Genomic DNA, 18533 nt, shown 5'->3' with positions numbered 1-18533 from the left:
TGTTTTAATTATTTTTGTTCGATATTGGCTTCCAGGAACCATAGATATTGATCCAGATCCTCTAAGGCAGCATGGATAATATCTTCTGAAATCGGGTCCTGAATTTCATCAATGGTATCACGCAAATGGTTAGCGACCACGCCATAGCGGTCTGCCAGTTCTTTTAAGTGATCCTGCACCGCATGAATGGCAACCGGATAAGGCTTCAGGTGTGAACTTTCACCCACAGACTGCGTGGTTCCCAACGCTGTGCCACCAATCTGTACTGCACGCTCAGCCACATTGTCCAGATGGGTAATTAACGACGTACGGAACGTATCTAACATTTCATGCACTGCAATAAAGTTACTGCCCCGCATGTTCCAGTGCGCCTGTTTGGTCAGTAACGACAGATCGATCAGGTTGGCAAGAATTTGGTTTAAAATTTTTACGGTCGATTCTTTGATCGCATCATCTAAATTATTACGTGTATATACTTTTAAAGCTTTAGTTGCTGAAGAACTCATAGTTACCTCATTTAATTATATATGTGATGAAATAGAACGAATAAAACCGTTACTTCATCTCTAGCTTACGCCTTGAACCGGCTTCTAAGTGTTTTCGTTTTCTAACCTTTTGTAAGTTTACTTATCGGTACTTTTCTTTTTATAACAACCGTTTTAATTCAGATTAAAGAGTGCTTCAGACTGTTATGCCCAGTATTTTGAATGTATAAAAATACTTAGATTAGACCGGCATCCTTAGATTCCAGTTTGATATAGGCATAGAAAATAGGCGCAACAATCAGTCCACTCAATCCAAAAATCGCTTCAAAAATCAGCATCGCCAAGAGCACTTCCCAGGCACTGGCATTGATTTTGGTGCCAATAATTTTGGCATTAATAAAATATTCAAGCTTGTGAATAATCACCAGATAGGCCAAGGCAATCGCTGCCACAGACAGAGAAATGGTCAAGCCGGCCATGATGATCAGGGTGTTAGAAATCAGGTTGCCAATAATTGGAAGCAAACCAAAAATAAAGGTCAGAATGGTCAGGGTTTTGGCAAAAGGTAAGTGGATATTAAATATCGGTAGCACAATAAACACAAAGATCATGAATAACACGGTGTTAATCAGTGAAATCTTGACCTGAGCAAAAACAACATTTTTAAAAGAAACGGAAAGCTTCTGGATGCGATGCAGAATGGCCGCCTTAAACGCAGGTTGTGGGGCATGTTGTTTAAAATTCTGGATGGATACCAGAATACCCACAATAAGCCCGATCACCATGGTGGCCAGATTGTGCAGAATATCGGTGCCTGTATTTTTGACAATGGAAATATTGTTCTTGATAAAGGACAAGATCTGATTTTTGATATCAGCCACACTATGGGGCAGATAGCCTGGCAAATAATGGCTCATTTCAGCCTGAAACTTGATCAGGGTCTGGTCGATTTTGATATTGAAAGAATTGAGTCCTGTGCCTTTAAGATCATAAATCACAAAACTGATCAGGCTGGTGATAAAGAAACCGATCAGCACGGTTGCCAATATCCCTAGAATAATACTGATAAAGATACGCGCACGTTGGCCATCAATATGCTTTTCAACAATCAAACTCAAACTGTTAATAATTTCAAAAACCAGAAATCCGGCAAAGAAACTCGGCAGTAAATGCAAGGGAATGACCATCATTAAAAATAAAAACATCAGGATAAAACTGGCGATGATGCTTTGACGGTCATTCAGTAGATTCATGATCTATAGGCCTGATTAGAATGTGGGGTGATGCAAAGGACAAAATTTAATTTTGCCGAGGTCCATCGTAGGATGATACAAACAATTAATCAATTTCCATTTCATTCAGATGACGGGCGCCTTCTAAAATCATACGGATCATTACCATGGTCTGTTCCGCAACTTCGGTACGTTGCTCCACAGGCAGATCAATCACTTTCGCACCCATGTTGAACACCAGCTGGGTAATGGCCTTGGCAGCCAGATCCGCATGACTGATTTTACTGTTATTCAGACGTTCCAGACGGATCAGGTCTTCTTGCAGCTCTTGCTGGAAGAAATTGAGCTGACGGTCAACCGCAGCTTTGTACGAGGTTGAACCGGTATAACCCTCGCGTAATAACAGACTCAGGTTGCCTTCATCGGTATTCAGTTGCTGAATAAACACTTCAACCGAACTACGGATAATGCTTTGCTGCTTGGAAGCCTGTAAACGTGCTTCACGGATAATACGGCGAAGGACCAGACCGGATTGATCAATCAGGGCAATGGCCAGTTCATCAATATCCTTGAAATGACGATAAAAGCTGTTTGGTGCAATGCCAGCTTCACGTGCAATTTCACGCAAACTGAGTGAAGCGATACTTTTTTGTGGGCCGATCAGGTTCAGTGTGGCCTGAAACAACTCTTCTTTGGTAATCGTTGCTTTCCTACCCACCGAACGTACAGGAGATTTCATGGGAATGACATCTTGTTCGTTTACGGTGTCATGGCCGAGCGGTAAAAAAGAAGAATGAACCATTATTTTCAATATATAAGTAAGCTACTCGGGATTATAGCGATTGTCGGTGTACTTGTGAAATGTAAATTCTTATACGAGTGTATATACAAATATATATACATATGTATAATAATTAGCAAACCACCAGAGTAAAACTGCTCATGCAAGCAATTGAAAAGAGAAATTCTCTATTTAATTCGTTGGCTCAAAGTGTAATGAACAGCCATGATGCCAATTTTTGGTTACAGAAAATCAATCCATTGTGGTCAATCAATCAGCCACTTGCCAAAATCGTAAAAAAACAAAATGTGGCAAAAGATACGGTCAGTCTTATTTTGCAATGCAACCGCCATGTCATACGCGGTGTGGCAGGGCAGCATCATCCGGTAACCGTTGAGATTGCAGGACGTCATTACGAGCGGACCTATAGTTTGATGCAGGTTGATGCCGATCACCTGTGTTTAACCGTGAAAAAAGTTGAACAGGGTTTAGTGAGTTCATGGCTGGTTGAACACAGTCAGACCGGTGATATGTTACGTTTGGGACAACCGTATGGTGACATGCAACAGCACATTGCAACCCCACACTTGCTATTGTTGGCGGCAGGCAGTGGCATCACCCCGATGCTGAGTCTGATTGAAGCCTTGTGCCAGTCTAAACAGTTAAATCACCATACGGCTCAATTGCTGTATTGGGTCAAAACGCAGCCTGACGCAGCCTATGTTGAATATCTTCAAGAAGTATCAGAAAACTTCCCTAATTTTAGTTATCAGATTTTTTATACCCAAGAACAGGATCAGCGTTTAAATCAAAGTCATGTGGATCAGTGCACGGCTTTAAGTGACACCACAGTTTATGCATGTGGACCTTCGGGTTTTGCCGCATCAGCGGAAAGCCTGTTTAAAGATGCCGCAGCACTGCAAACAGAAGCCTTTAGTTTGAGCCAGTTTGCAGAAGATAGCACTGAGACCGGTTTTATTAATGTGACCTTGACACAATCGAATAAGACGATTGCGATTCCGAAAGGCCAGTCGATTCTTGCAAGTTTAGAGCATCAAGGTATTAAACCGAATCACGGTTGCCGGATGGGAATCTGTAATAAATGTGCCTGCAACAAGGCGCAAGGTGCGACCAAAAACCTACTAAATGGCGCTGCCAATAATGAACCGGCTCAGTTGCTAAAAATTTGTGTCAATTCAGCCCAGTCTGATCTTGTGATTGATCTATAAGAGAGAAATTGATTATGAACATGCCTGTTAAAATTGAATTTTTCAAAAATCCTAAAAACCGTGATCTGACTGCTGCCGAGTTAGATGCGTTTGCCCGTGAACTGGATCAAATTAAACAAGACGTACTGGATGATATTGGTGAAAAAGATGCCAAATACATTCGCCGTGTTTATTCCACCATTCGTTATAGCAGTTTGGCTGGGCGTGCCTGTTTATTCCTGGGCTGGTTCCCGCCAGCTTGGTTACTCGGTACGGGCTTACTCGGTTTCGCCAAGATCATGGAAAATATGGAATTGGGCCATAATGTGATGCACGGTCAATATGACTGGATGAATGATCCAAAATTCAACGGTCAAACCTATGAGTGGGATACGGTCGGTACCTCTGACAACTGGCGCCAGACCCATAATTATAAGCATCATACCTATACCAACATTAAAGGGATGGATGATGATGTTGGCTATGGCGTCTTCCGTTTGTTCCCTGAACAGCGCTGGTCTAAATTTACCTTGATTCAGCCGCTTTACATCGTGCCATTTAGCCTGTTATTCCAGTGGGGGGTTGCGATCCAGAATCTGGAGTTGGGCAAGGTTGTATATAAGCGTAAAAGCATCGCGCAATTCAAGCGTGAATGGCAACCTGCACAGAAGAAAATTCTTAAGCAGATGTTTAAGGACTATGTGTTCTTTCCACTGATTGCAGGTCCAGCTGCGATTCCTGTATTTACAGGCAATCTGGTGGCCAACGGGATTCGTAATGTCTGGACCTTCAGTATCATTTTCTGTGGTCACTTTACCAAAGATGTGGAAGTATTCCCGAAAGCGGTATTACAGAATGAAAGTCGTGGGCATTGGTATATGCGCCAGATCCGCGGTTCATCGAATCTGACCGGTTCAGAAGCTTTTCATATTTTAACCGGGCATTTGAGCCATCAGATTGAACATCATTTATTCCCGGATATTCCGGCACGCCGCTATCGTCAGGTTGCCCCGAAAGTACAGGCAGTCTGTGAGAAATATGGACTGCATTATAACAATGCCAGCTTTGTAAAACAGTTTGGTGAAGTGGTTGGGCGTATTTTTAAATATGCACTGCCATTTAAAAAGTAAGGGATAAACCCTTAACAAAAGCCCTGAGGCTATGTACCTCAGGGCTTTTGTTATTTTATTTCTGCTTTTTGGAAACCCACATGGTGATGGTGGCGTGAAATACCTTGTCCTTGTGCTGATCAAGCACATCGACATTCACCAGATATTCACCCGCCTGATCCCAATCGTAGTGGTCATCAACCGGGGTAGCAATTGCAACCAGATCGGTTTCAGCTTTTTTTAAATATTCAACCGTCATTCCTTTGGGAATCCAGCGGTGTGTCGCAGGAACCGTCACCTCGGTCATGGTACCCCCCCGCCAGTTCGGCCATATTACACATCGCAATCGCGTGCACCGTACCAATATGGTTCAGTACGGAACGCTTTTTCCTGATACTGATTTTACAAGAGTTGGGTTTCAGCTCTTCAAATAGCGGAGAAATACTACTGAAATAAGGGGCTTTGAGGCATAACATGCGGGTAAAGGTCCATTTCCCGGCCGGTAAGGCTGAGACTTTATGCCAGAGTTCTAAGGTTGAAGCCATGTTCAGATGTCCTGTAACAGAATTAAATTCTTTTACAGAATATAATTCTGTTTACAAGTTGTGGTCAAGTCATACACAATAGTTCCGACCATTGGTAAATTTGATAGAACTATGCAGGCCGCGCAGCAATTATTGGAACGCTTATATCCGCAACGGAAGTCCTTATTAAAACGGCAAATCTTGCTGGATGCCTTGTGCTGTTTTCTTGACTATGGTCTGGAAACCACCAGCATTGAAATGATCCGTGAAAAATCCGAGAGTAGTGTCGGAGCGATTTATCATCATTTTAAAAACAAGGAGGGGATTGTCGCGGCACTGGTATTTGCGGCTCTGGAAGATCAGGCACAATTGCGTGAACGGTACCTGCAGGAAGCACATTCTTTACAACAATGCTTGTACGCCCTGATTTACAGTTATACCGACTGGGTCTCTGATCAGCCTGAATTTGCCAGATTTCTGTTACTGGCTCACTTTAATGTGATGCAAGGGGAATACCGACCGCAGCTAGATGAGAAAAACAAACTGCGGAATCAGAAAATTGCCAGCCAGATCGGGCGTTATACCGAGGCAAAGCTGTTGAGAGCCGTACCCGCAGAACTGATGATGTCTCTGGTTATTGGAGCGGCAGAAAGTTATAGCCGGGCCTGGCTATCTGGAAAAGTCAGTACAACGCCGAGCCTTTATCGGGAAACTTTGGCCCAAGCTGCTTGGGATTCATTACAGAATCTGGCTCAAAATAAATAAAAAGGCCGATCAGCAATTTTCAGGATAACAACACATGCGTGTAGTCAATGACAAACAGTACTTTAGCGGCAAGTGCTTATGTAGCGCGGTGCAATTTGAATTGCATCTCAACCGGATTAAAATGATCTATCGTTGTTATTGCAGTCTATGTCGCAAGCAGAGTGGGGCAGCCTCCAATGCCTCTACCGTCGTGCCGACTGGTGCATTCCGGTGGCAGCAGGGCGAGCAATTGATTCAGACCTATGTCAAGGAGACGGGCTTTACCAGTTGCTTTTGCAAACAGTGTGGTTCTCCTGTCCCGAATGCCTTAGGCAGTAAGCCAGAGATTATGTGGATTCCTTTGGGCTTGCTTCAGGAACAGTTCACCCCTGAACTTGAGTTAAACTTTTGTGTAAATTCCAAAGTGAGTTGGGCGGAGGCACATGAAGTGCTTCAGATATTTGATGAGCTACCCGATTTGAATGAATTGGAAAATTATTTTGACATGAATCGATAAAGGCAGAAGTTATTGCAGTTCTGCCTTTATCGAAGGTTATAAAGTGAGTTATTTAAACTGGATCGAACCATTGGCACTGACAGTAATTTTTGATTCGCCCGCAGCCATGTCCTGCGCGGGAGCTGCTTCTGCCATCGCAAATTTTGCCATGCCGCCACGCGCCATCGGTTGCGGGAAATAATTACTGGTATTCAGGTTTAGACTGACCAGATTGTATTGGGCTTTGTTCCATGCCTGAGTGATGGCCTGCGCACGTTGCTGGAAGTTTTTCGATGCTTCAATCATCAGCTCGTTTTCGACTTTTTTACGCTGTTCATCCGACACGGTAAAGTTGATCGACTGGGTCTGGAAGCTTTGCTGTAATTCACTGATCAACTGGCTTGCGGCCTTGAAGTCTTTACTTTCAAGCTGGATCTCGGCACGGGCACGCCACTCTTTCAGTTTATTGCTGTCATTGTCATAAATAGGATAGGTACTTTGTGTACCGGTTTCGACCTTGACCTGATTGTATTTACGTGCAATTGCTTGCGCCTGATTCATCAGCTGATTGATCTGGTTAGAGAGTTCAGCTGGTTGTTTGTTGCTTTTTTCAATATAAAGGACGGCACGCATCTCATCATTTGCGACTTGGCGTGAGGCATCCGCCTGGATATTCACAATATTATAGTTCAAGTTTTCTGTCTCATGGGCAAACAGTTTTGGGCTAAGAGCCGCCCCGATCATCAATGTAGCAAGTGCTAAAGTACGCATAAAATTGTCCTTAGAATTTGATATCGAAAATTTATTTTTTACAGATTTGATATTAAAAAGAACTGATGGTGAACTTCGGCATATTTTGTGGTGACTTTGTAAGGGATTAGCAGTGTTTTGCAACAGGTAAAATAAATGAAAAACTTTAAAAATTAGATAATTAGATTGATTGATTTGACCATTTATCTAAAAATGGAATCAGGATTTAAAAAAGCTTACTTTCTTTCGCTTGTCACATAGTATGATCATAATTCATCATAGTTGTTGGAATGATACATTTTTTCAATAAGATTAGATCAATGTCAGGCATAAAAAGTGTTTATTTTCTTGCAAAATTAGGTATCATCTCGCTCCTAGTTGAAAGATATAAAATTTGTGTCTCACTAGATTCTAAAAAGCACCGAGTCAAACGACCGCAAGTCACCAGACTTATTTCTTTCACCCATATCAGAGATGGTAATTCGATATGAGCGTTACTTCCGTAAATCCTGCCGCTAATGCAACCAACGAATATTATTTGACTCGCCAAAGTCAGATGGAATCAAATGTTCGTAGTTATCCACGTAAATTACCGTTAGCGATAGCGAAAGCACAAGGCTGCTGGGTTACTGATGTTGAAGGTACACAGTACCTTGATTGTTTAGCTGGGGCAGGAACATTGGCTTTGGGCCATAATCATCCTGCGGTGATTCAAAGTATTCAAGACACATTGGCAAGTGGTTTGCCATTGCATACTTTAGACTTAACGACTCCTTTAAAAGATGCGTTTACTGAAGCGCTTTTGGCATATTTGCCAGGCGGTAAAGAAGAGTATTGCTTACAATTCTGTGGCCCAACAGGCGCAGATGGTACAGAAGCAGCAATTAAGCTTGCAAAAACTTATACGGGTCGTAGCTCTGTGATTAGTTTCTCAGGTGGCTACCATGGTATGACCCACGGCGCGCTTGCAATGACAGGCAACCTGAACGCAAAAAATGCGGTCAATGGTTTAATGCCAGGCGTGCAGTTTATGCCATATCCACATGAATATCGTTGCCCACTGGGTTTAGGTGGTGAAGCTGGTGTTGATGCTTTGACATACTACTTTGAAAATTTCATTGAAGATGTTGAAAGCGGTGTAACCAAACCTGCAGCTGTCATTCTTGAAGCGATTCAGGGTGAAGGCGGTGTGGTGACTGCGCCAGTTAAATGGTTGAAAAAAATTCGTGAAGTGACTGAAAAGCACAACATCGTTTTAATTTTGGACGAAGTTCAAGCTGGTTTTGCACGTTCAGGTAAAATGTTTGCCTTTGAACATGCAGGAATCGAGCCTGATGTTGTGGTGATGTCGAAAGCGGTGGGTGGTAGCTTGCCATTGGCTGTGTTAGGTATTAAACGTAAGTTTGATGCATGGCAGCCAGGTACACACTCAGGTACATTCCGCGGTAACCAACTTGCGATGGGTACAGGTTTGGCATCACTTCAAGTGATCAAAGAACAAAACCTTGCTCAGAATGCGCAAGAGCGTGGTGATTTCTTACAAACTGAGTTGAAAAAACTTGTGCAAGAATTCCCATGTATCGGTAATGTGCGCGGCCGTGGCCTGATGATCGGTATCGAGATCATTGATGAGCGTAAACCTGCTGATCATATGGGTTCTCATCCTGCAGATGCTCAGTTGGCAGCAGCGATTCAAGCCGCATGTTTCAACAATAAATTATTGCTTGAGAAAGGTGGTCGTAACGGTACAGTTATTCGTTTACTTTGCCCGTTAATCATCAACCAAGACGAATGTGTTGAAGTGATTGCTCGCTTCAAGAAAGCGATTGCTGAAGCATTAAAAGCAGTACGAGGCTAATTCATGGTTGATTTTGCAGAACATCGTAAAGCGTTACTCTGCAATGATGCTCAATCTATTGCTGACTATCAGTCAGCAATGGGCGAGGCGGTAAATGCCGTTTCAGCATGGTTGCAAAATGACAAAATGTACACAGGTGGCAGCATCAAGGATTTGCGCGCAGCAATCTCTTTTGCGCCTTCAAAACAAGGTTTGGGTGTACAGCAGTCATTACAACGTATGGTTGAGCTTTTCCTCAATAAAAGCTTGAAAGTCCATCATCCACATTCACTGGCACATTTACACTGCCCAACCATGGTGATGAGCCAGATTGCGGAAGTGTTGATCAATGCAACCAACCAGTCGATGGATTCATGGGATCAAAGCCCAGCGGGTTCTTTGATGGAAGTGCAGTTGATTGACTGGCTTCGTCAAAAAGTCGGTTATGGTGCAGGTCAGGCGGGCGTGTTCACTTCGGGTGGTACGCAATCTAACCTGATGGGTGTATTGCTGGCACGTGACTGGTGTATCTCGAAAAACTGGAAAGACGAAAATGGCAAGCCATGGTCAGTTCAGCGTGATGGGATCCCTGCAGATGCAATGAAAAACGTCAAAGTCATCTGTTCTGAAAATGCGCATTTCTCTGTGCAAAAGAACATGGCAATGATGGGCATGGGTTTCCAGTCGGTTGTGACTGTACCTGTGAATGAAAATGCCCAAATGGATGTCGATGCACTGGAAAAAACCATGGCGCATCTTCAGTCTGAAGGCAAAATCGTTGCATGTGTGGTTGCGACTGCAGGTACCACAGATGCTGGTGCGATTGATCCACTCAAGAAAATCCGTGAAATTACTACCAAGTATGGTTCATGGATGCACATTGATGCAGCTTGGGGTGGTGCACTGATTCTTTCAAATGACCATCGTGCAATGCTGGATGGTATTGAATTATCAGACTCAATCACGCTTGATTTCCATAAGCATTATTTCCAAAGCATTAGCTGTGGCGCTTTCTTGTTGAAAGACGAAACCAACTATCGCTTTATGCATTATGAAGCAGAATATCTGAACTCTGCTTACGATGAAGAGCATGGTGTACCTAACCTGGTATCTAAATCATTGCAAACGACTCGTCGTTTTGATGCATTGAAATTATGGATGACCGTTGAAGCATTAGGCGAAGAGCTGTATGGTTCAATGATCGATCATGGTGTGAAATTAACACGTGAAGTTGCTGATTATATTAAAGCAACAGCAGGTCTGGAATTGCTGGTTGAACCGCAATTCGCATCAGTTCTGTTCCGTGTAGTACCAGACGCTTATCCTGCTGAATTCATCGATAGCTTGAACCAGAACGTTGCAGATGAACTGTTTGCACGTGGCGAAGCGAATATTGGTGTGACTAAAGTTGGCAATGTTCAATCATTGAAAATGACCACTTTAAGTCCGGTTGCAACACTTGAAAACGTTCAGAACTTGCTTGCAATGGTGCTTGCAGAGGCTGATCGTATTAAGGATGCAATTGTTGCGGGAACTTATGTTCCGGCCATCGATTAATCGATCGTTCCATAAAAAAGGCACCTCGGGTGCCTTTTTTATTGTCCAAAAATTTCTTTTAAGTTCTTGTGTTGGTTTTGCAACGTTTATGCACAAAATATGCATCTTGAATCTAAATCAGAAATAATTATGCATGAAGTGTGGATGGCAAATTCCATATTGTATTGATAGACCCTCAGTGTCTGTGATGCATTGATGTCATTCAGGATCGCGTTTACTTGACTTATATTCCAATCATAGACGCGGACAATAAAGCGGAAAAGACAGTTAAGATCAGGAAAAGAAATGCAACAAGTGAATATGCAAAACGAATTTAAACTTATTATTGACGGTCAATCTTGTTTAGGCGAACAAGGTGAACTCGAGATTATTAATCCTGCGACAGGTTCAGTGGCAGCACGTTGTGCCAAAGCCTCCGTTGCTCAGGTGAATCAAGCCATTGCTGCGGCAAAGCAGGCCTTTAAAAGCTGGCAGCGCTGTCCGCATGAAGAACGTAAAAATATACTCAACAAAATTGCCGATGGTATCGAAAAGCATGCTGAAACTTTGGCTGAGTTGGTGGTATTGGAACAGGGCAAGCCATTGGCATTGGCGCAAATGGAAGTGCAGGGTGCGATTGGCTGGACCCGTTATACGGCAAGTCTGGACTTACCGGTTGATGTCCTGGAAGATAGCGAACAGAAGCGTATCGAGCGTCATTATCAACCCTTGGGTGTAGTGGCTTCAATCACACCATGGAACTGGCCGTTGATGATTGCCGTCTGGCATATCATGCCTGCTTTGCGTGCAGGTAATGTGGTGATTAATAAGCCTTCTGAATTTACGCCTTTAGCCACTTTAAAGCTATGTGAAATCATTCAGCAGGAAGTGCCAGCAGGGGTCATCTCGATCGTGGTGGGAGATGGCGAAATTGGTGAAGCACTCTCCACGCATCCGGACGTACAAAAGGTGGTATTTACCGGTTCAACCAGAACAGGTCAACACATTATGTCCGGTGCAGTAAAGACCTTAAAACATTTAACACTAGAGCTTGGCGGTAATGATGCCGGGATCGTGTTGCCTGATTCGGATCTGGATCAGATTGCACAACGGATTTTCAACGTTGCATTTTTAAATGCTGGACAAACCTGTGCAGCTTTAAAACGTCTGTATGTGCATGAAAGCCAATATGATGCTTTAGCACAAAAACTTGCGGATATCGCCAAGGCACAGATTGTAGGAGATGGCATGGCATCGGAGACCACTTTCGGGCCTGTGCAGAACCAGATGCAATACCAGAAGGTTAAAGCCTTGATTGCTGATGCCATTTCTCAGGGAGCCAACGCTCTATCGGGTGATCAGAGCTTACCTGCAGAGGGTTATTTTATTGCCCCGACGATTTTAACTGATCTGGATGAAACATGCCGAGTGGTACAGGAAGAACAGTTTGGCCCGGTGTTGCCGATTCTGAAATATAACAGCATTGATGATGCTATCGCGCGTGCCAATGCCTGTGAGTTCGGCTTGGGTGGCTCAATCTGGTCAACTGATCTGAAAGCGGCACAATTCTATGCAGCACAACTTGAATGCGGTACTGTCTGGATCAATACCCATGCGGAAATTGTGCCGCATGCGCCTTTTGGTGGCTGGAAAATGTCGGGTGTTGGTGCTGAATTTGGTATGGAGGGATTACTGGAAAATACCATCGGGCAAACGCTGCATATCAATAAAGTCTAACTTTTTAATATGTTAAGGCGGATTCAATATCCGCCTTTTTTGAGCCTCACTGTTCCTCGGCTTAGCTCACTGGGTGGTAGCTCGGGCTTTTGCCTTTGCTCATGAAATGATTCTGTTCCTTGATCTTTTTTAACACAATGTAAGATTTAATATGGCCAATAAAATGATAAGACAGTAGCCGCTCAGTCACAAACTGCGACAGCTGTTCCAGATTTTCTGCCACTACTTTCAAAATAAAATCGGCATCGCCACTAATTGAAAAGGCATCTTGAATATTATCTTCTGCTTCAATTAACTCCTGAAACGCTTGCTGTGACTTGGCTTCATGGATGCGCAGGTTAATGTGAATCATCGCGGTGACTTCCAGACCTAAAGCCTGTTGGTGGATGCGTGCTGCATAACCCAGAATCACACCTTTCTGCTCCAATAATTGTCGTCTTCTTGAGCATTGAGATGCGGATAAACCGATTAAATCACCAACTTCCTGATTGGTGAGCCGTCCATTCTTTTGTAATGCCTGAATGATTTGCCAGTCGAACTTATCCATTGCATAAAATCCTTTTATGATACACAAATATTGTATTTTTATTAAAATCCGTTTCCATTATGCACGAAATCTAAAACACAGATGAAATATTATTTTTCTATGGAATAAAAAATTGACTTGAAAGGATGTAGCGCAATGTTCATAGAAATCGGTGACTTTTTAAATCTTCGTCTAAAACAAATGGGTATCCTGCATCTCTTTGGTGTACCTGGTGATTTTAACCTGTCTTATCTCGAACAAGTAGAAGCAGACTCACAACTCGAATTTATCGGCAATTGTAATGAATTAAATGCGGCCTATGCCGCAGACGGCTATGCACGGATCAACGGTTTTGCGGCCTTGACGACGACGTATGGTGTAGGTGACTTAAGCGCGATTAATGGCATTGCCGGTGCTTACGCCGAAAATGTACCTGTGGTACATATCTCGGGTATTCCACCGTTGCATGTGGTTCAGAAGGGCACCTTGGTGCACCACACGCTGGTGGATGGCAATTATGACAATATCATGAACTGTATGAAAGAGTTCACCGTGGCACAAACCCGTTTGACGCCTGCCAATGCTGCATTTGAAATTGACCGTGTGTTACGCCAGTGTTTTCTGGATCGTCGTCCAGTGCATATCCAGCTCCCTTCAGATATTACCCATGTCAAAATTGAAGTGACAGACCGTCCATTGGATTTATCCTATCCAGCGGTTGAGCCAGAGCTGCTACACAGTGCTGTGGCGAAACTATGTGAAGTGATCGGTGCTGCTCAACATCCAGCCTTGTTAATTGATAATGAAGCATCCGTATTTGGGGTGACTTCATTGCTGAATGATTTATCGCAAAAATGTTCGATTCCTTTTGCCAGCATGCTCACGGCAAAAAATATTATGGATGAAGGTTCACCCCGTTATGTGGGAACCTATGTAGGAGGCGCGAGTCAGCCGCATGTCCGCAATACCATTGAACAATCTGACTGCCTGATTGGAATCGGTGTCCGTTTTTCCGATGTCGGTACGGGTGTGTTTACCCATCAGATCGCCACTGAACATTATATTGAAATCAAACCCTATGCCTTGACGATTTTTGGTCAGGATTATCCGGGAATTGAGATTGGACAGCTTCTGGTTGAACTTAACAAGAAAGTTGCGCCACGTAAACTTTCCAAGCCGATGCTGGAAAAACAACCCTCACCAGCAATTGATGTCCCTGAACAGCAAAAGCTGAGTCAGGATATTCTCTGGAATGCAGTGGCTAATTTTATTAAAGAGGATGATGTCATTATCGGCGAGGTAGGGACTTCCAATTCTGCACTGGCAGGTTTAAAGCTCCCGGCAACGGCGAAATATATTGCCCAGCCACTGTGGGGCTCGATCGGTTATACCTTACCTGCCTTACTGGGCAGTTTGCTGGCGGCCCCGGAACGTCGTCAAATCCTGTTTATTGGTGATGGTTCATTCCAGTTAACGGTACAGGAACTTTCCACCATTATCCGTCATGATCTTAAGCCGATTATCTTCCTGTTGAATAATGGCGGCTATACCATTGAACGTTTGATCATGGGAGAAAATGCCGCTTATAACGATATTCAAAACTGGCACTATACCCAGATTGCTGGGGTATTTAATGGCAAGCACCAATATAAGAGCTGTGTGGTTGAAACCGCAGGTCAACTTAAACAGACCCTGGACAGTATCGAGCAATTTGATGGTCTGACTTTTATTGAATTAAAACTTCCCGCAATGGACGCACCACTGAGCCTGAAAAAATTTGCTTCGGTGATTGCGCGCTTTGACTATGGTGATCGCGGCTATGAAATTCTCAAACAGCGTGCTCAGAACACGCCCTGTCAAAAAGTGATTTCTTTCTAGATCAGCGATCAGGCAGGAACAATCTTCAAATTTATAAATTGATAAGAAAGCGAACCAGATTCGAAGCCGGACTTTTGGCTTCGAATTTAACGCTGCATAAAGGTGTACAGGATGTGACACACACATTGGAGATAAGTGATGGATGTAGACAATAAACATGATTTAAAACAGGGTTTATCCAATCGGCATATACAGCTGATTGCATTAGGCGGTGCGGTTGGTACAGGCCTGTTTCTGGGTATCTCCCAAACCATTAAACTGGCAGGACCTTCGGTTCTGCTGGGTTATGCACTGGCTGGCGTGATTGCCTTTTTAATTATGCGTCATCTCGGTGAGATGGTGGTCGAGGAGCCGGTCAGTGGCTCCTTTAGTTATTTTGCCAATAAATACTGGGGCCCGATGGCAGGCTTTATGTCGGGCTGGAATTACTGGGTACTGTATGTGCTGGTGAGTATGGCGGAACTGAGTGCAATCGGTACCTTTATACAGTTCTGGTGGCCTGAACTGCCCACATGGATCACGGCCTTATTCTTTTTTATCCTGATTAACGGCATCAACCTGGTGAATGTCCGCTTCTTTGGCGAATCCGAGTTTTTATTTTCCTGTATCAAGATCATTGCCATCCTGAGCATGATCGGTTTTGGATTCTATTTACTGGTCTCTGGCAGTGCAGGCCCACAAGCGAGTGTGGCCAATTTGTGGCAATACGGCGGATTTTTCCCGAATGGCATGCATGGTTTCATCATGTCGATGGCCGTGATCATGTTTGCTTTCGGTGGTCTTGAGCTGATCGGGATTACTGCGGCCGAGACCAAAAATCCAGATAAAACCATTCCTAAGGCGATAAACCAGATCGTCTACCGGATCCTGATTTTTTATATCGGTGCGATTGGGGTATTGCTGTGTTTATTTCCATGGAATCAACTGGCGGAAGGAGGCAGTCCCTTTGTACTGATCTTCCAGTCCTTAGATAGTCATGGGGTCGCCAATGTGCTGAATTTTGTGGTACTGATTGCAGCAATTTCAGTCTATAACAGCTGTATTTATTGTAATAGCCGTATGCTGCATGGCCTGGCAATGCAGGGCAATGCGCCTAAAATCCTGCAAAAGGTCAATCGCCGTGGTATTCCAATGGCAGCAGCAATTGTATCTGCTTCCGTGACGGCACTTTGTGTGGTGGTGAATTACCTGATGCCAGGCAAAGCCTTCCAGTTTCTCATGATGCTGGTGGTGGCGGCGTTGGTGGTGAACTGGTTAATGATTTCCTGGACCCATCTTAAATTTAGAAAAGCCATGCAGCAGCAACAGCACATCACCAAGTTCAAAAGTATCTTAACGCCATGGAGTAATTACCTGACCATTGGTTTCATCTTTGCGATTTTACTGATCATGAGCCTCACCCCGGATATGCGGCTTGCCGTGATGCTGGTGCCAATCTGGCTAGCGCTACTGGCATTGGTCTATGTGCTGAAGTATAAGAAGAAAGAAGTGTTGTCGACGCAAGCTCAGCCAAATATTTAAAACTGAGTCGATTTAAACGTAGAGAAGAGGAGTTCAACTATGAACTCCTTTTTATTTGGGGCAGGGTAGATCATGAGGCCATCAATTCAAAAGTCAGATTTTTCCCAAAGACGCGATTTTTCTGAATCGGACGTTTGTGCGGTGATGAGCTATGCGATTAATCAGCAGAATGTGAGGGCAGTGATCGGCCATAGATGAGTCATGTTCTATCTCCAATAGCTTGGCATAGACTTGAAAACGGCTGATGGAAAATAGTGGCGTGCTATTGTCAGCGCTAGCAACACCATCAAAAAGGCGGAAACTTATCCTGTACCAGATGAAGTTCTAGACCATGTTCTAGATAGGCTTTTAAACCATCTAATACAGTGGTGAAGCCACCGGTACTATCAATAATAAAAGCAATCAGTTCTTCGCCCTCTAAGGGAATATTGTAGTTGTGGATAGTGAGATAGGTCTGTGATTCATTGAGTGCTTCAAATTTAAAGTCCACGGTCGTGCTGGGTTCACCCCATTGAATCTGGATCAGTTCATTTGCAATGATGTTTGTCACTGTGACTTTTGTTGAGACTTGGTATTTTTCCCAGGTCCAGCTTACGGTATGGCCTTGTTCGAGTTTTCCCGTGGAAGCGCTAAACCAGAATTTTGAGGTGATTTCTGGATCAATAAAGGCTTCAAACACGTTGGAGACCGGCTGACCAATCATCATTTGTGTTGTAATTGTGACAGGATTTGGCATTAGAGCTGACCTTTTTTAGACTGAATTGTCATAAAACATATATAAACTGGCGTTTGCACCCAACAGGTTTTTTGTTAATTAAAATTTTTTAGTTGGCTGTAAAGTTTAATTAAATTAAGTGCTTATGTTTTTATTCTTTATGATTTGTGACAAATCTGAAAGCTAAGCTGAGATTTTATCAGCGATAATTTTCTAAAAAATTAAGATGGAATATGACCATCACAAAAGCGTCATAAAGTTGTCACTTAATTGTCATATTATCTGCTCAAAATGCAGTTAACCAAAGTACAACACTTAACTTGAAAAGAGTTGTAAATCAAATTGCATAAATGAGAGAAAACAGAATGCGCTTAAATCCACGTCACATCGCAATTGCATTAGCTGTATCTGGGGCAACTGTAGCAACGACTGCAAATGCAGCTCGTGATACGATTCAAATTGCTGGTTCATCTACTGTATTACCGTTTGCAAGTATTGTTGCTGAAGAGTTTGGCAACACCTTCCCTCAATTTAAAGCACCTGTTGTTGGCTCAGGCGGTACGGGTGGTGGTTTGAAACAATTCTGTCAAGGTGTTGGCGATAACACGATTGATATCGCAAATGCTTCTCGTCAAATCAAAGATTCAGAATTGGATACATGTAAAAAATCTGGCGTAAACCAAGTACAAGAAATCAAAGTGGGTTACGACGGTATTGTATTCGCTTCAAATGTTAAAAAAGCAGCTTATAAATTAAAACCAGTGCATGTCTTCATGGCATTATCTGCACAATTACCTTCAAATGGTAAACTGGTTCCAAACCCATATACAACCTGGAACCAAATCGATAAATCATTACCAAATGAAGCCATTACTTTGGTGATTCCAGCGTCTAACCATGGTACCCGTGAAGTGTTCCAGGAAAAAATGGTAGATGCAGGCTGTGAAGCATTTGATTACTACAAAGCTTTAAGCAAAGATGATCAAAAGAAAGCATGTTCAACTTTCCGTAAAGATGGCCGTGTGATCGAAATTGCAGGTGACTATACTGAAACATTAGCGCGCCTGAAAACTTCTCCAAATGCAGTGGGTGTATTTGGTCTAGGTTTCTATGATTCAAACCGCGATAAATTACGTGTCGCGACAGTAAACGGCGTGACACCATCAGAGAAGACAGTTCTGGATGGTAGCTACCTGGTTTCTCGTCCATTATTCTTCTACGTGAAAGGCGAACACTTGAAATCAATCAAAGGCTTGCCACAATTTGCAGAATTCTTCTTGAACAAGAAAATTTCTGGTAAAGGTTCTAAATTAGAAAAAGCGGGCTTGATTCCTTTAAGCGATAAAGAGCGCGCAAAAATCTTGGCTGATTTCAAAGCAGGTAAATCAGTTAAATAATATTGTTAAAAGGGAGGCTGGTGAGACTTAGGTTCATCAGCCTTTTTGTCTAGCTAA

General features: G+C 43.2%; 16 protein-coding genes and 1 pseudogene. 10 read left to right on the top strand and 7 right to left on the bottom strand.

All coding sequences use genetic code 11. The features are described 5' to 3' along the window. Positions 1-8 precede the first annotated feature (8 nt). The 3 genes from dps to fabR form a co-directional block, all read right to left on the bottom strand. The gene (dps, locus tag MSG93_RS14420; RefSeq protein WP_005231753.1) at positions 9-506 is read right to left on the bottom strand and encodes a DNA starvation/stationary phase protection protein Dps; all 498 of its coding nucleotides are present in this window, start codon (positions 504-506) and stop codon (positions 9-11) included. Positions 507-721: 215 nt separating this feature from the next. Then, positions 722-1738, bottom strand: coding sequence for an AI-2E family transporter (locus tag MSG93_RS14415; protein ID WP_324622316.1), 1017 nt, complete (start codon positions 1736-1738; stop codon positions 722-724). Between the two features lie 85 nt (positions 1739-1823). Continuing rightward, positions 1824-2519, bottom strand: a complete 696-nt coding sequence (gene fabR / locus MSG93_RS14410) for an HTH-type transcriptional repressor FabR (RefSeq protein ID WP_324622315.1) — start codon at positions 2517-2519, stop codon at positions 1824-1826. Between the two features lie 140 nt (positions 2520-2659). Here fabR and MSG93_RS14405 point away from each other — a divergent pair, with 140 nt between their 5' ends. Continuing rightward, a complete protein-coding gene (locus MSG93_RS14405) occupies positions 2660-3727 on the top strand; it encodes a ferredoxin reductase (RefSeq protein ID WP_324622314.1) in 1068 nt (355 codons plus the stop codon). 14 nt (positions 3728-3741) lie between these two features. Continuing rightward, complete coding sequence (locus tag MSG93_RS14400) at positions 3742-4836, top strand: fatty acid desaturase family protein (RefSeq protein ID WP_150956662.1); 1095 nt, start codon at positions 3742-3744, stop codon at positions 4834-4836. Positions 4837-4891: 55 nt separating this feature from the next. On the opposite strand, the pseudogene MSG93_RS14395 reads toward MSG93_RS14400, so the two are convergent. Beyond that, positions 4892-5360, bottom strand: a pseudogene (locus tag MSG93_RS14395) (hotdog fold domain-containing protein). A 111-nt stretch (positions 5361-5471) separates the two neighbouring features. Between MSG93_RS14395 and MSG93_RS14390 the strand changes: the two are divergent. Together MSG93_RS14390 and MSG93_RS14385 are read left to right on the top strand one after the other, a co-directional pair. Then, positions 5472-6104 (top strand): TetR/AcrR family transcriptional regulator, encoded by a 633-nt coding sequence (locus tag MSG93_RS14390; protein ID WP_324622313.1) that lies wholly within the window; start codon positions 5472-5474, stop codon positions 6102-6104. A gap of 34 nt (positions 6105-6138) precedes the next feature. After that, positions 6139-6600, top strand: a complete 462-nt coding sequence (locus tag MSG93_RS14385) for a GFA family protein (protein ID WP_324622312.1) — start codon at positions 6139-6141, stop codon at positions 6598-6600. Between the two features lie 48 nt (positions 6601-6648). On the opposite strand, the gene MSG93_RS14380 is transcribed toward MSG93_RS14385, so the two are convergent. Then, on the bottom strand, positions 6649-7350 hold the full coding sequence (locus tag MSG93_RS14380) for an SIMPL domain-containing protein (protein ID WP_324622311.1): 702 nt from the start codon (positions 7348-7350) through the stop codon (positions 6649-6651). A gap of 466 nt (positions 7351-7816) precedes the next feature. Between MSG93_RS14380 and MSG93_RS14375 the strand changes: the two genes are divergently transcribed. The 3 genes from MSG93_RS14375 to MSG93_RS14365 all read left to right on the top strand — a co-directional run bounded on the left by MSG93_RS14375 (position 7817) and on the right by MSG93_RS14365 (position 12439). Then, positions 7817-9187, top strand: coding sequence for a diaminobutyrate--2-oxoglutarate transaminase (locus MSG93_RS14375; RefSeq protein WP_312056646.1), 1371 nt, complete (start codon positions 7817-7819; stop codon positions 9185-9187). Positions 9188-9190: 3 nt separating this feature from the next. After that, positions 9191-10723 (top strand): aspartate aminotransferase family protein, encoded by a 1533-nt coding sequence (locus tag MSG93_RS14370; protein ID WP_324622310.1) that lies wholly within the window; start codon positions 9191-9193, stop codon positions 10721-10723. A gap of 285 nt (positions 10724-11008) precedes the next feature. Continuing rightward, positions 11009-12439 (top strand): aldehyde dehydrogenase family protein, encoded by a 1431-nt coding sequence (locus tag MSG93_RS14365; RefSeq protein WP_324622309.1) that lies wholly within the window; start codon positions 11009-11011, stop codon positions 12437-12439. 61 nt (positions 12440-12500) lie between these two features. Here MSG93_RS14365 and MSG93_RS14360 read toward each other — a convergent pair whose 3' ends face one another. After that, positions 12501-12986, bottom strand: coding sequence for an Lrp/AsnC family transcriptional regulator (locus MSG93_RS14360; protein WP_324622308.1), 486 nt, complete (start codon positions 12984-12986; stop codon positions 12501-12503). A gap of 135 nt (positions 12987-13121) precedes the next feature. Here MSG93_RS14360 and MSG93_RS14355 point away from each other — a divergent pair, with 135 nt between their 5' ends. Then, positions 13122-14843, top strand: a complete 1722-nt coding sequence (locus MSG93_RS14355) for an alpha-keto acid decarboxylase family protein (RefSeq protein ID WP_324622306.1) — start codon at positions 13122-13124, stop codon at positions 14841-14843. 138 nt (positions 14844-14981) lie between these two features. Next, a complete protein-coding gene (locus MSG93_RS14350; RefSeq protein WP_005231736.1) occupies positions 14982-16364 on the top strand; it encodes an amino acid permease in 1383 nt (460 codons plus the stop codon). A gap of 286 nt (positions 16365-16650) precedes the next feature. Here MSG93_RS14350 and MSG93_RS14345 read toward each other — a convergent pair whose 3' ends face one another. Further along, positions 16651-17100, bottom strand: coding sequence for an SRPBCC family protein (locus MSG93_RS14345; RefSeq protein WP_199949931.1), 450 nt, complete (start codon positions 17098-17100; stop codon positions 16651-16653). 344 nt (positions 17101-17444) lie between these two features. Between MSG93_RS14345 and MSG93_RS14340 the strand changes: the two genes are divergently transcribed. Continuing rightward, positions 17445-18476: a substrate-binding domain-containing protein gene (locus tag MSG93_RS14340; protein WP_324622305.1), complete on the top strand. Its 1032-nt coding sequence runs from the start codon at positions 17445-17447 to the stop codon at positions 18474-18476. Positions 18477-18533 lie beyond the last annotated feature (57 nt).

The organism is Acinetobacter sp. IK40 (assembly GCF_035615075.1).
Lineage (GTDB): Bacteria > Pseudomonadota > Gammaproteobacteria > Pseudomonadales > Moraxellaceae > Acinetobacter > Acinetobacter courvalinii.
The sequence above is the reverse complement of the archived record's forward strand: the minus strand, read 5'-3'. Positions and strand labels throughout refer to the sequence as shown.

Bases quoted from the DNA above. Each gene is read 5' to 3' on its own strand.
- dps (WP_005231753.1), bottom strand. From the start codon at position 506: ATGAGTTCTTCAGCAACTAAAGCTTTAAAAGTATATACACGTAATAAT.
- MSG93_RS14415 (WP_324622316.1), bottom strand. From the start codon at position 1,738: ATGAATCTACTGAATGACCGTCAAAGCATCATCGCCAGTTTTATCCTG.
- fabR (WP_324622315.1), bottom strand. From the start codon at position 2,519: ATGGTTCATTCTTCTTTTTTACCGCTCGGCCATGACACCGTAAACGAA.
- MSG93_RS14405 (WP_324622314.1), top strand. From the start codon at position 2,660: ATGCAAGCAATTGAAAAGAGAAATTCTCTATTTAATTCGTTGGCTCAA.
- MSG93_RS14400 (WP_150956662.1), top strand. From the start codon at position 3,742: ATGAACATGCCTGTTAAAATTGAATTTTTCAAAAATCCTAAAAACCGT.
- MSG93_RS14390 (WP_324622313.1), top strand. From the start codon at position 5,472: ATGCAGGCCGCGCAGCAATTATTGGAACGCTTATATCCGCAACGGAAG.
- MSG93_RS14385 (WP_324622312.1), top strand. From the start codon at position 6,139: ATGCGTGTAGTCAATGACAAACAGTACTTTAGCGGCAAGTGCTTATGT.
- MSG93_RS14380 (WP_324622311.1), bottom strand. From the start codon at position 7,350: ATGCGTACTTTAGCACTTGCTACATTGATGATCGGGGCGGCTCTTAGC.
- MSG93_RS14375 (WP_312056646.1), top strand. From the start codon at position 7,817: ATGAGCGTTACTTCCGTAAATCCTGCCGCTAATGCAACCAACGAATAT.
- MSG93_RS14370 (WP_324622310.1), top strand. From the start codon at position 9,191: ATGGTTGATTTTGCAGAACATCGTAAAGCGTTACTCTGCAATGATGCT.
- MSG93_RS14365 (WP_324622309.1), top strand. From the start codon at position 11,009: ATGCAACAAGTGAATATGCAAAACGAATTTAAACTTATTATTGACGGT.
- MSG93_RS14360 (WP_324622308.1), bottom strand. From the start codon at position 12,986: ATGGATAAGTTCGACTGGCAAATCATTCAGGCATTACAAAAGAATGGA.
- MSG93_RS14355 (WP_324622306.1), top strand. From the start codon at position 13,122: ATGTTCATAGAAATCGGTGACTTTTTAAATCTTCGTCTAAAACAAATG.
- MSG93_RS14350 (WP_005231736.1), top strand. From the start codon at position 14,982: ATGGATGTAGACAATAAACATGATTTAAAACAGGGTTTATCCAATCGG.
- MSG93_RS14345 (WP_199949931.1), bottom strand. From the start codon at position 17,100: ATGCCAAATCCTGTCACAATTACAACACAAATGATGATTGGTCAGCCG.
- MSG93_RS14340 (WP_324622305.1), top strand. From the start codon at position 17,445: ATGCGCTTAAATCCACGTCACATCGCAATTGCATTAGCTGTATCTGGG.